The 12,668-nt window shown below is 60.0% G+C and carries 11 protein-coding genes; 9 read left to right on the forward strand and 2 right to left on the reverse strand.

The window, feature by feature from the left end; translation table 11 throughout:
* Positions 1–55: 55 nt before the first annotated feature.
* The 4 genes from ACA079_RS07415 to ACA079_RS07430 are packed head-to-tail and all read left to right on the forward strand — an operon-like array spanning position 56 to position 4,414.
* Complete coding sequence (locus ACA079_RS07415) at positions 56–526, forward strand: (2Fe-2S)-binding protein (protein WP_497703055.1); 471 nt, start codon at positions 56–58, stop codon at positions 524–526.
* Entirely contained in the window at positions 523–2,844 is a 2,322-nt protein-coding gene (locus ACA079_RS07420; protein WP_497703056.1) for a xanthine dehydrogenase family protein molybdopterin-binding subunit, read from the forward strand. The genes ACA079_RS07415 and ACA079_RS07420 overlap by 4 nt, the downstream gene beginning before the upstream one ends.
* Positions 2,844–3,827 (forward strand): XdhC family protein, encoded by a 984-nt coding sequence (locus ACA079_RS07425; RefSeq protein ID WP_497703057.1) that lies wholly within the window; start codon positions 2,844–2,846, stop codon positions 3,825–3,827. Before ACA079_RS07420 ends, ACA079_RS07425 begins: the two co-directional genes overlap by 1 nt.
* Complete coding sequence (locus ACA079_RS07430) at positions 3,824–4,414, forward strand: nucleotidyltransferase family protein (protein WP_497703058.1); 591 nt, start codon at positions 3,824–3,826, stop codon at positions 4,412–4,414. Before ACA079_RS07425 ends, ACA079_RS07430 begins: the two co-directional genes overlap by 4 nt.
* A gap of 153 nt (positions 4,415–4,567) precedes the next feature.
* Here the strand turns inward: ACA079_RS07430 and rne are convergent, their stop codons facing one another.
* Positions 4,568–7,783, reverse strand: coding sequence for a ribonuclease E (gene rne / locus ACA079_RS07435; RefSeq protein ID WP_497703059.1), 3,216 nt, complete (start codon positions 7,781–7,783; stop codon positions 4,568–4,570).
* A gap of 700 nt (positions 7,784–8,483) precedes the next feature.
* On the opposite strand from rne, the gene rluC reads away from it, so the two are divergent.
* Genes rluC through ACA079_RS07450 form a run of 3 tightly spaced genes read left to right on the forward strand, consistent with a single transcriptional unit; the run spans position 8,484 to position 11,109 of the window.
* On the forward strand, positions 8,484–9,446 hold the full coding sequence (rluC, locus tag ACA079_RS07440; protein WP_046049069.1) for a 23S rRNA pseudouridine(955/2504/2580) synthase RluC: 963 nt from the start codon (positions 8,484–8,486) through the stop codon (positions 9,444–9,446).
* A complete protein-coding gene (locus ACA079_RS07445) occupies positions 9,433–10,095 on the forward strand; it encodes an HAD-IA family hydrolase (protein WP_497703060.1) in 663 nt (220 codons plus the stop codon). Before rluC ends, ACA079_RS07445 begins: the two co-directional genes overlap by 14 nt.
* Before the next feature lie 24 nt (positions 10,096–10,119).
* On the forward strand, positions 10,120–11,109 hold the full coding sequence (locus tag ACA079_RS07450; protein ID WP_497703061.1) for a S49 family peptidase: 990 nt from the start codon (positions 10,120–10,122) through the stop codon (positions 11,107–11,109).
* A gap of 149 nt (positions 11,110–11,258) precedes the next feature.
* Here the strand turns inward: ACA079_RS07450 and ACA079_RS07455 are convergent, their stop codons facing one another.
* Positions 11,259–11,837 carry a Maf family protein gene (locus tag ACA079_RS07455; RefSeq protein ID WP_497703062.1) on the reverse strand — a complete coding sequence of 193 codons (579 nt, stop codon included), beginning with the start codon at positions 11,835–11,837 and terminating at the stop codon, positions 11,259–11,261.
* 106 nt (positions 11,838–11,943) lie between these two features.
* On the opposite strand from ACA079_RS07455, the gene ACA079_RS07460 reads away from it, so the two are divergent.
* Together ACA079_RS07460 and rpmF are read left to right on the forward strand one after the other, a co-directional pair.
* Positions 11,944–12,471 carry a YceD family protein gene (locus ACA079_RS07460; RefSeq protein WP_004371317.1) on the forward strand — a complete coding sequence of 176 codons (528 nt, stop codon included), beginning with the start codon at positions 11,944–11,946 and terminating at the stop codon, positions 12,469–12,471.
* Between the two features lie 13 nt (positions 12,472–12,484).
* Positions 12,485–12,667 carry a 50S ribosomal protein L32 gene (gene rpmF, locus ACA079_RS07465; protein WP_008152339.1) on the forward strand — a complete coding sequence of 61 codons (183 nt, stop codon included), beginning with the start codon at positions 12,485–12,487 and terminating at the stop codon, positions 12,665–12,667.
* Position 12,668: the final 1 nt, after the last annotated feature.

The following is a 12,668-nucleotide window of genomic DNA, read 5'->3' on the forward strand; positions in this document are numbered from 1 at the left end:
AACCCCAGGCGGCAGATTGCTCGACCCCATAACCAATAACTATGCGGGCGTGCCCATGATTACCCTGAAGCTCAATGGTCAAGACCATCAACTCGATGTCACCGAGGACATGCCGCTGCTCTGGGCGATCCGCGACGTGGCCGGTTACAACGGCACCAAATTCGGCTGTGGCATGGGCCTCTGTGGTGCCTGCACCATCCATATCGAAGGCGCCCCGGCGCGCAGTTGCATCACGCCTATCGGCTCGGTGGTCGGCCAGAACGTCACCACCATCGACAACCTGCACGCCGACCCGGTCGGGCAAGTCGTCCAGCAAGCCTGGCTCGACACCGCCGTGGCCCAGTGCGGTTTCTGTCAGGGCGGGCAGATCATGTCCGCCACGGCGCTGCTCAAGACCAATCCGAACCCCAGCGACGAACAGATCGAAGAGGCGATGGTCGGCAACATTTGCCGCTGCGGCACTTACAACCGTATCAAGACCGCCATCCGCCAGGCATCCACTCACCTGAAGGGGGCCAAGGCATGAGCCAGTTACCGAATGATTTCGCGCTGAGCAACCTCAGTCGTCGCGGTTTCCTCAAAGGCGTTGGCGCCACCAGTGCGCTGGTACTGGTGGCGAGCTGGGGCTGGCAAGACGCTTTCGCTGCCGAGAAAGAGAAGAAATTCGGCGCCGACGGCATGCCCAACGGCTGGATCGACGATCCCAAGGTTTACGTCAGCATTGCCGCTGACGGCATGGTGACCGTGGTCTGCAACCGTTCGGAAATGGGCCAGGGTGTGCGCACCAGCCTGACGATGGTGGTGGCCGATGAGTTGGAAGCCGACTGGGCGATGATGAAGGTGCAACAGGCGCCGGGCGACGAAGTGCGCTTCGGCAACCAGGACACCGATGGCTCGCGCAGCATGCGCCACTGGTACGAGCCGATGCGTCGCTGCGGTGCTGCCGCGCGGACCATGCTCGAACAAGCCGCTGCCGAACAGTGGAAAGTGCCGGTCAGCGAATGCCACGCGCAATTGCATAAAGTCATCCATAAACCGACTGGTCGTGAGCTAGGTTACGGCGCATTGGCCGCCGCTGCCGGTGCGCTGGCAGTGCCGGCGCGTGACAGCCTGCGGCTCAAACAGCCGTCGGAATTCCGCTACATCGGCAAGGAAGGCACCAAGGCCATTGATGGTGCCGACATCGTCAATGGCCGCGCCATTTACGGTGCAGACGTTCATTTCGACGGCATGCTCTACGCCACCATTGCACGTCCTGCGGTGTACGGCGGCAAGGTCAAGTCCGTCGACTCCAGCGCCGCGATGAAAGTCCCGGGCGTGATCAAGGTCATTCAGATCGAAAATCGTCCACTGCCGCTGGAGTTTCAACCGCTGGGCGGCGTGGCCGTGGTCGCCAGTAATACTTGGGCGGCGATCAAGGGCCGCGAGGCGTTGAAAATCGAGTGGGATGATGGCCCCAACGCCAGTTACGACTCGATCGCTTACCGCAAGGAAATTGAGGCTGCATCCCTCAAGCCCGGCAAAGTGGTGCGCAATACCGGCAACATCGATGAAGCGATGGGCAGCGCCGACAGCACGCTCGAAGCGTCCTATTACCTGCCGCACCTCACGCAAGCGCCAATGGAACCGATGGTCGCCATCGCCCGCTTCAAGGACGGTGTGTGCGAAGCCTGGGCCCCGAGCCAGGCGCCGCAAGTCACCCGCGAACGAATTGGCGAACGCCTCGGCATTCCGTTCGATAACGTCACCTTCAATGTCACCTTGCTGGGCGGCGGTTTCGGACGTAAATCCAAACCGGACTTCATCATCGAAGCCGCGATCCTTGCCAAGGAATTCCCCGGCAAGGCAGTGCGAGTGCAATGGACCCGTGAAGACGACATCCACTGCTCCTATTTCCACACGGTGTCGGCCGAGTACCTGAAAGCCAGCCTGAACAAGGACGGCCTGCCGTCCGGCTGGTTGCACCGCACCGTGGCGCCGAGCATCACTGCGCTGTTCGCGCCGGGCATGAACCATGAGGCGGCCTTCGAGCTGGGCATGGGCTTTACCAACATGGCTTACGCGATTCCTAACGTGCGCCTGGAAAACCCGGAAGCGACGGTCCATACCCGCGTCGGCTGGTATCGCTCGGTGTCGAACATTCCTCACGGTTTTGCGATTCAGAGTTTTGTTGATGAACTGGCGCACAAGGCCGGCCAGGATCCGCTCAAGTACCAGATCAAATTGCTCGGCCCGGACCGGCAGATCGATCCGCGCACCTTGAGTGAAGAGTGGAACTACGGCGAATCCCCCGAGCGTTATCCGATCGACACTGCGCGTCTGCGCACGGTGCTGGAAACCGCTGCCAAAGCTTCCGGTTGGGGCCGCGAGTTGCCCAAGGGGCGAGGCCTGGGTCTGGCGGTGCATTACAGTTTCGTGACGTATGTGGCGGCGGTGATCGAGGTTGAAGTCAAAGACGACGGCACGCTGATCGTGCACAAGGCCGACATCGCGGTGGATTGCGGTCCGCAGATCAACCCCGAGCGGATTCGTGCGCAGTTCGAAGGCGCCTGTGTCATGGGTCTGGGCAACGCGGTGCTGGGGGAAATCAGCTTCAAGGACGGCAAGGTCCAGCAGGACAACTTCCACATGTACGAAGTGGCGCGCATGTCGCTGGCACCGAAGGAAGTCGCGATTCATCTGATCACGCCGCCAGGCAATGTGCCACTGGGCGGTGTTGGTGAACCGGGCGTGCCACCGATTGCGCCTGCGTTGTGCAACGCAATCTTTGCCGCCACCGGCAAGCGCATCCGCAACTTGCCGGTTCGCTATCAGCTGCAAGGTTGGCAGAAGGCGCAGGCCTGATGGACAGCGTCGATCTGAACGTCCTGCGCAGCGTGCTGGAATGGCGCCGCGCCGGTCAGCGGGTGGTGTTGTACAGCGTGGTCCAGACCTGGGGCACCGCGCCTCGGGCACCTGGCGCCATGCTGGCCTTGCGTGAAGATGGCGTGGTGATTGGCTCGGTCTCCGGTGGTTGCGTTGAAGACGATTTGATTGCCCGGCTGCACGACGGTCGTATTCCGGCCGATGGGCCGCCGGTGCAATTGATCACTTACGGCGTCACCCGTGAGGAGGCGGCACGCTTCGGTTTGCCGTGCGGCGGCACCTTGCGCCTGACCGAGGAGCGGGTCGGCGATCCGGCTTGGGTCGCCGAGTTACTGGCGCGCTGCGAGGCGCATGAAATCGTTGCTCGCTCGCTTGATCTCACGACCGGTGAAGTGGTTCTGCAACCGGCTGACAAGACTGATGTCCTGATGTTCGATGGCAAAACCCTGCGGGCCATTTACGGTCCGCGTTGGCGGCTGTTGCTGATCGGTGCGGGGCAGTTGTCCCGTTATGTCGCCGAGATGGCGCGGTTGCTGGATTTCGAAGTGCTGATCTGCGATCCACGTACCGAGTTCGTTTACGGCTGGGAAGAGCAGCACGGGCGATTTGTTTCTGGCATGCCCGATGAAGCGGTGCTCAGCATCCAGACTGACGAGCGTACGGCCATCGTCGCGCTGACCCACGATCCTCGACTCGATGACATGGCGCTGCTCACGGCGCTGGACTCCAGGGCGTTTTATGTCGGTGCGCTGGGGTCGCGGGTCAATAGCTTGAAGCGCCGGGACAATCTGGCTCAGCTAGGCTTGTCACAAGAGGCTATCTCTCGGCTGCACGGCCCGATCGGTTTGCACATTGGCAGCCACACACCGGCGGAAATCGCCTTGTCGCTGCTGGCCGAAATCGTGGCGATCAAGAATGGCGTCGAACTGAAGCAGAAGAAGCTGTTGCAGGAGGTCGTATGAGTGAACCCATCGGCGTCATCGTGTTGGCAGCGGGGCAGGGCAGTCGGTTTCGACAGGAGGCCGGTGTCGAGAAGGGCAAACTGGTGGCGGATTGTACGGGGCGCGAGGGTGCTGTTCATTCGATGATCGAGCAAGTGCTGGTGAATTTGCCGGCCTCCCTTGAGAAGCGCGTCCTGGTGACCACGGTGGATCGACCACAAGTGATCCGTATGGCCAAGGCTTATGGCTGCGAGATTGTGCTGATCGAATCGACCGGCATGGGTGACAGCATCGCGGCCGGGGTGGCGGCGTGTCCGCAGCTCGGCGGCTGGCTGATTGTGCTGGGGGATATGCCGTTTATCCTTCCAACGAGTATTGATCGTGTGGTGGCGGAGATTGCTGATGACGCCGTCAGTGTTCCGGTATACGAGGGCAAGTATGGACATCCGGTGGGGTTCGGTCGCAGCTTTGCGCCGGGGTTGATGAAGTTATCTGGTGATCATGGCGCGAAGCCGTTGTTTTCGCAGGGGAGGGTCGTCGAGGTGGCGGTGGACGATCCTGGGGTGTTGTGGGATGTGGATGTGCCAGAGAAGTTAGTGTTCGCGTAGTCACCAGAAGATCAAAAGATCGCAGCCTTCGGCAGCTCCTACATGGAAATGTGTACACCTGTAGGAGCTGCCGAAGGCTGCGATCTTTTGATCCTGGGCATAAAAAAAGCCCCGCCTGGATCACCAGGCGGGGCTTTTTAGTGGCCGATGGAATCAGACGAGAGGTTTAGGCTCGTGTTCTTTTTCCAGGGCTTGCTCGTGTTGCTGTACCGCTTCCTGAACGGAGCGCGGTGCTTCGTCGATCACTGATTCAGCTGGTTCGGCAGCAGCGACTTCAGCAGCCGGGGCAGGTGCTGCCTCGACGACTTCAGCGACAACCGGTGCAGCTTCGACAGCAGCCGGAGCAGCAGCGGCAGCCAGTTCGGCTTCCTTCTGCAGACGCTCCTCTTCACGCTTGCGACGGCGCACTTCACGTGGGTCGTTCGGCGCACGGCCACTTGGCGTCAGGGCGCTGACAGGGGCGACTTCGACTTCCGGTGCAGCCACTTCGGCAACAACCGGCGCTTCAACTACTGGAGCAGGCTCGGCAGCAGCAACCACTGGCTCGGACACCATGGCCTCGGCTACTGGCGCTTCGGCGGCGGCTGGCTCGGCAACCCAGTTGAACGCGGTTTGCTCTTCGCGAACTTCACGGACAGCTTCGGTCACTGTTTCGGTTGATGTTTCAACAACCGGTTCTGCGGCAACCACTGGCTCAACGGCAGCTTCAAATACAGGCTGTGCTTCACGAACCGGGGCGACTTCGATTTCCGGAGCGGCGGTGGCTTCGACCGGAGTCGTTGCTTCAACCACTGGCGCTTCCACTGGAGCAGTTTCCAGGGTGGCGGCAGTCGCGCGTTCGGCTTGCTCGTTAGCCTGTGCTTCGGCTGGAGCGCTGATCACGGTGCTGGCAACGGCTGCGGTAACAGCCAGGCCGGCGGCCAGATCGGCAGCGCTTGGCGCTTCGTTGGTTTCGGCAGCTTCGTTACCTTCGGCGGACTCGGATTCGTCCGAACCTTCGATCACGTTGCCGTTGGCATCGCGTTGACGCTCGCGACGGTTGCTGCGACGACGCTGGCCACGGGAGCGGCGGCGTGGACGATCGCCTTCGGCGCCTTCCTGACCGTCTTCCTGCAGTTGCTCTTCGTTGGTAACCAGCTCTTCTTCAGCTACTGCGACAGCGGCTTGCTCTGCACGTGGCTGGCGTTCTTCACGCGGTGGGCGTGGAGCACGTTCTTCACGTGGCTGGCGAGCTGGACGCTCTTCAGCGGTAGCAGCGGTAGCAGCGGTAGCAGCGGTAGCAGCGGTGGCCGGAGCGGCATCCAGAGGCTCACGCAATTCACGAACCGGGCGTTCTTCACGATCGCCGCGTGGCTTGCGGTCTTCGCGTGGAGCGCGCGGTGCACGTTCTTCACGAGGGGCACGTGGAGCGCGCTCTTCACGTGGAGCGCGTTCTACTGCTACTGCTGGAGCTTCTTCGCGGGCTTCACGTGGCTCACGTGGTGCGCGCTCTTCACGCGGTGCACGTTCCTCACGAGGCTTGCGTTCTTCATCGCGGCGACCGTTACGGTTGCGGCTCTGCTGACGGCCGTTGCGACGCTCTTCGTTGCGGGCCGGACGCTCGGTGGTTGCTGGTTTTTCAACCACAACCGGAGTAACTGGCTCTTCTTTGGTCGCGAACAGGCTGACCAGCGACTTCACCAGGCCTTTGAACAGGCTTGGCTCAGGCGCGGCGACCGGTGCAGCAACAGGTGCGGCAGCGACGACTTCGGTCGGAACCGGAGCGTTGGCGCGGGCCGGTGCAGTCTTGACCGCGGCTTCCTGGCGAACCAGGGTGCGGGTCGCAGCGGCTGGCTGGACTTCTTCGACTTCGGCAGCGGCAGCGGCGATTTCGTAGCTGGACTGGCCGACCGTGGCTTCCGGGCTGTCATCGCGCAGACGCTGAACTTCGAAGTGCGGCGTTTCGAGGTGATCGTTCGGCAGAATGACGATGCGGGCACGGGTGCGCAGTTCGATCTTGGTGATCGAGTTGCGTTTTTCGTTGAGCAGGAACGCAGCGACCGGGATCGGCACTTGTGCGCGAACTTCGGCAGTGCGGTCTTTGAGGGCTTCTTCTTCGATCAGGCGCAGGATCGCCAGCGACAGCGATTCAACGTCACGGATGATGCCGGTGCCGTTGCAACGCGGGCAAACGATACCGCTGCTTTCGCCCAGGGATGGACGCAGGCGCTGACGGGACATTTCCAGCAGGCCGAAGCGCGAGATGCGACCGACTTGCACGCGAGCACGGTCGGCTTCCAGGCATTCGCGGACTTTCTCTTCCACGGCGCGCTGGTTCTTGGCAGGGGTCATGTCGATGAAGTCGATGACGATCAGGCCGCCGATGTCGCGCAAGCGCAACTGACGGGCGATTTCTTCGGCGGCTTCAAGGTTGGTCTGCAGAGCGGTTTCTTCGATGTCGCTGCCTTTGGTGGCGCGCGCCGAGTTGATGTCGATGGACACCAGGGCTTCGGTCGGATCGATAACGATGGAGCCGCCGGAAGGCAGTTCAACGACGCGCTGGAAAGCGGTCTCGATCTGGCTTTCGATCTGGAAACGGTTGAACAGCGGAACGCTGTCTTCGTACAGCTTGATCTTGCTGGCGTACTGCGGCATTACCTGGCGAATGAAGGTCAGGGCTTCGTCCTGGGCTTCAACGCTGTCGATCAGCACTTCGCCGATGTCCTGGCGCAGGTAATCGCGGATGGCGCGGATGATCACGTTGCTTTCCTGGTAGATCAGGAACGGCGCGGAGCGATCCAGCGAGGCTTCTTTGATGGCGGTCCACAGTTGCAGCAGGTAGTCGAGGTCCCACTGCATTTCTTCGCTGCTGCGGCCAAGGCCGGCAGTGCGAACGATCAGACCCATGTCGGCTGGGGCAACCAGGCCGTTCAGGGCTTCACGCAGTTCGTTGCGCTCTTCACCTTCGATGCGACGGGAGATACCGCCGGCACGCGGGTTGTTCGGCATCAGAACCAGGTAACGACCGGCCAGGCTGATGAAGGTGGTGAGGGCTGCGCCCTTGTTGCCACGTTCTTCTTTTTCGACCTGAACGATGACTTCCTGGCCTTCGCTCAGGACGTCCTTGATGTTAACGCGGCCTTCGGGGGCTTTCTTGAAGTATTCGCGGGAGATTTCTTTGAGGGGCAGGAAGCCGTGGCGCTCAGAGCCGAAATCGACAAAGGCAGCCTCAAGGCTTGGTTCGATGCGAGTAATCCGGCCTTTATAGATGTTGGCCTTTTTCTGCTCGCGTGCACCGGATTCGATGTCCAGGTCGTAGAGGCGTTGGCCATCTACCAGTGCAACACGCAACTCTTCGGGTTGAGTTGCGTTAATCAGCATTCTTTTCATGTAGTACCGTCGGTTTCCGGGCTGCCGGAAACGGCGTTCGGCACACACGACTTCTCATGGTCGGTGTCAGGTGCGTCAGGAGTGGTTGGACACTCCAGTGTCTAGCGAACCCCGACCAATTGGGCCGGCGTCGCGACGTACGCGTCCTGCTTGCTGTGGCTACTTAAGCACTCAGTCAGGAGGAGGAATCAACCAGCGGCTGTGGACGAGATGAAGCGTCTTGATAAAGCCTATTGCTACACAGTCCAGCGGTTGTGCATCTCCACCCTACACGTATCCCTGATAATTCGGGTGCTGCCGCGCGCAGAATCCGCAGCGGGTTGGCATTTACCGTGAGCTCCGAAAGGGGAGGTCACGCATCATGGCTAATTTAGGCGTTGTTTCCGAAGCGTTCGCTCGGGGTTGTTCGTAGCTGACTGCACTTTGTGAACTGGCCGTGAATATTTGCTCGCAAGGCGAGTGAAAACTCTGCTTTGCGGCATGCTTCAGGCCTCATGTCACCTGCGCTCGTTACAACTGCAAACTCTACCGTTTCGTAGCGAAAGCCCCGTAGGACGGCCTCTCGTCCTCGTGAATTGCGTTGGTCAGGGCCGGTTTTTGACCGTTAGTCCGCTGTCCAGGCCACTTTTGGCGGCGTTCGCGACTATAGCAGCAATGATTAAGTGCTTCAATTCCATAAAAAATTGTTATCATCCGCGCCATGACGACTACTGCCCCTTCGACCCCAGCCGTACAACTGCTGGAGGTCTCGCCGGAATATGCCGGCCAACGTATTGATAACTTCCTTCTCGCTCGGCTCAAAGGCGTGCCCAAGACTTTGATTTACCGCATTTTGCGCAAAGGCGAAGTGCGAGTGAACAAAGGTCGGATCAAGCCCGAATACAAGCTGCAGGCGGGCGATATCGTGCGCGTGCCGCCGGTTCGCGTGCCTGAGCGCGACGAGCCGGTGCCGCTGGCACAAGGCCTGCTGCAGCGCCTCGAAGCCTCGATTGTCTTCGAAGACAAGGCGTTGATCGTGATCAACAAGCCTTGCGGCATCGCGGTTCACGGTGGCAGCGGCCTGACTTACGGGGTGATCGAAGCCTTTCGTCAGTTGCGTCCCGATTGCAAGGAGCTCGAACTGGTTCACCGTCTCGACCGTGACACCTCCGGCCTGCTGATGATCGCCAAGAAGCGCAGCATGCTGCGTCACTTGCACACGGCATTGCGCGGCGATGGCGTCGATAAGCGCTATATGGCGCTGGTTCGCGGCAACTGGGCGGCCTCGATCAAGCAAGTCCGGGCGTCGCTCGGCAAGAGCAATCTGCGCTCCGGCGAGCGTATGGTCGAGGTCGACGAGGAGGAGGGCAAGGAGTCCGTGACCGTGTTCAAGGTCCTGCGTCGTTTTGGCGACTTTGCCACCCTGATCGAAGCTAAACCGATCACCGGCCGGACTCACCAGATCCGCGTCCACACCTTGCACGCCGGACATTGCATTGCCGGTGACACCAAGTACGGCGATGAAGGCTTCAGCAAAGAGATTCGTGACCTGGGCGGCAAGCGCCTGTTCCTTCACGCCTACATGCTGACTGTGCCGCTGCCTGATGGTGGTGAGCTGAAGTTGCAGGCGCCGGTCGACGAGATGTGGGCCAAAACCGTGGAGCGATTGAGTGCGCCCATCTGATTACAAGCTGCTGATTTTCGATTGGGATGGCACTCTCGCTGACTCCATTGGTCGGATTGTCGAGTCGATGCATGTCGCGTCCGAGCGATCCGGATTTCAGTTGCGCGATGATTTTGCCGTCAAGGGCATCATCGGTCTGGGCCTGCCTGAGGCGATTCGTACGTTATACCCGGAAATCGGCGACGACGAATTGGTAGCCTTCCGTCAGCACTATGCTGATCACTACATAGCCTCGGAGGCTGTTCCTTCGCCGTTGTTCGAGGGTGTGGTCGAGTCGATGGAAGCGTTTCGTGCCGAGGGTTATCACTTGGCGGTCGCGACCGGCAAGGCCCGTCGCGGGCTGGATCGGGTGCTGAAGTCTCACGGCTGGGAAGATTATTTCGATATCACCCGTGCGGCCGACGAAACCGCCAGCAAACCCCATCCGCTGATGCTCGAGCAGATCCTCGCTCACTGCGACGTTCGCCCGGAGCAGGCGCTGATGGTGGGCGATTCGTCCTTTGACTTGCAGATGGCGCGCAACGCCGGCATGGATTCGGTAGCCGTCAGCTATGGCGCGCAATCGATCGAAGCGTTGAGGTTGTTCAAGCCGGCACTGGCCATTGATCGTTTTTCGGAATTGCATGCCTGGCTGAGTCAGCGGGCTTAATAGGTTTTTGCTGGGGTAGATGTCATGACCGACGAATGGAAAGCGGCCGCCAAGGCGAGCGCAGAGAGCGGTGACGAGAAAAGCTGGAAGCTGCTGGAAAAGACCCTGCTGGCCGGCGTGCAGGAGCAGCGCCGGTCCCGTCGCTGGGGGATTTTCTTCAAGCTGCTGACCTTTGTGTACCTGTTTGGCGCGTTGCTCCTGTTCACGCCGCTGATGGATATGGAGAAAGCTGCCACCCGCAGTGGCAGCTACACCGCGCTGATCGACGTGACCGGCATGATCGCCGACAAGGAGCCTGCCAGTGCTGATAACATCGTCGGCAGCCTGCGTGCAGCGTTCGAGGACGAGAAGGTCAAAGGTGTCGTCCTGCGAATCAACAGTCCGGGCGGCAGTCCGGTGCAGTCGGGCTACGTCTATGACGAGATCCGCCGTTTGCGCGGCCTGCATCCGGACACCAGGCTTTACGCGGTAATCTCGGATTTGGGTGCTTCCGGTGCTTACTACATCGCCAGCGCGGCTGATCAGATTTACGCCGACAAGGCGAGCCTGGTGGGTTCCATTGGTGTCACGGCGGCCGGTTATGGCTTTGTCGGGACGATGGAAAAGCTGGGTGTCGAGCGTCGCACTTACACTTCCGGCGAGCACAAATCGTTCCTCGATCCGTTCCAGCCGCAGAAGCCTGAAGAAACTCAATTCTGGCAGGGTGTGCTCGATACTACTCATCAGCAATTCATCAACAGCGTCAAGAAAGGCCGTGGCGACCGCCTCAAGGACAAGGAACATCCGGAGTTGTTCTCCGGGCTGGTCTGGTCGGGCGAGCAGGCACTGCCGCTGGGCCTGATCGATGGCCTGGGGAATGCCAGTTCGGTGGCGCGTGACGTGATCGGCGAGAAAGAGCTGGTGGACTTCACTGTTCAGGAATCGCCGTTCGATCGCTTCTCGAAAAAGCTCGGTGCCAGCGTGGCTGAGCATCTGGCGATGTGGATGGGCTTCCAGGGGCCTTCATTGCGCTGATCTTCTTGCTGCATAAAAAAACCGGCTTTTTGCCGGTTTTTTTTTAAAGTCAAAAGATCGCAGCCTCGTTTCACTCGACAGCTCCTACAAGGGGTACGCATTTCAATGTAGGAGCTGTCGAGTGAAACGAGGCTGCGATCTTTTGATCTTCAAGGTATCTGCACGCCTTCGGCTAGCAGCATGTCGATCAGACGAATCAGTGGCAGGCCGATCAGGCTGGTGGCGTCAGGGCCTTCGGTGCTTTGAAACAGGCTCACCCCCAAACCTTCGGCTTTGAAGCTGCCAGCGCAGTCGTAGGGCTGTTCGGCGCGCAGGTAGCGTTCGATGCGTGCGGTGTCGAGTGTGCGCATGTGCACGGTGAACGGCACACAGTCGACCTGGCAATCGCCGGTCTGGCTGTTGAGCAGGGCCAGGCCGGTGAGGAAGGTCACGCTGGCACCGCTCGAAGCCAGCAATTGTTCGCGGGCCTTTTCGAAGGTGTGCGGTTTGCCGATAATCCGCTCGCCAAGCACCGCGACCTGATCGGAGCCGATGATCAGATGAGCGGGGTGGCTGCTGGCCAGCGCGCGTGCTTTTTCCTCGGCGAGGCGCTTGACCAGCGCGATAGCGGACTCGCCCGGACGATGGCTTTCGTCGATATCCGGCGAGCTGCAGATAAACGGTAGCTGCAGGCGGGCCAGCAATTCCCGGCGATAAACCGAGCTTGAAGCGAGTAATAAAGGCAGCATGCGCATCTCCAGAAGACAGGCGCGAATTCTAGCGGAGGCTTGCAAGTGACGGACAGGGCTGAATTTCCTTTGACATGGCTGGGGGCATCCCTATAATGCTGCGCCTATGTTGAATGACCCGATTCCACCTCACGTTGACCCGCGCAAATTGGCTGATCGTGGCACCACCCTTCAAGGTGAACTGCTGCTGGCCGATTTGGAGAGACTCTGCGACCCGCTTTCCGACACTGTCGGTACGGTGCAGGCTAAATTCGTTTTTGAACGAGATGAACGTAAGTCTGTGGTAATCCACAGCTTTATCGACACCGAAGTCAAAATGGTTTGCCAGCGTTGTCTTGAGCTGGTCACCCTGCCGATCCATAGCGAATGCAGTTATGCTGTGGTGAAGGAGGGTGCGAATACCCAGTCGTTGCCGAAAGGTTATGACGTGCTGGAACTGGGCGAAGATCCATTGGATCTGCAGTCACTGATCGAGGAGGAGCTTCTGCTCGCCTTGCCCATTGTGCCTGCTCATCATCCGGAAGAATGCCAGCAGCCGGCGGGTCTCGATGAGCCCGAACCGAGCGAGGACGAGGTAACGCGGTCCAACCCGTTCAGTGTATTGGCGCAGTTAAAGCGTGACCCAAACGTTTAGGAGTTAATCAATTATGGCTGTTCAGCAGAACAAAAAATCCCGCTCTGCCCGTGACATGCGTCGTTCGCACGACGCCCTGACGGCAAGCACTCTGTCTGTAGAAAAAACCACCGGTGAAATTCACCTGCGTCACCACGTATCGCCAGAAGGCGTATACCGTGGCCGTAAAGTGATCGACAAGGGCGCTGACGAGTAAT

This window comes from Pseudomonas sp. LBUM1645, assembly GCF_059716185.1.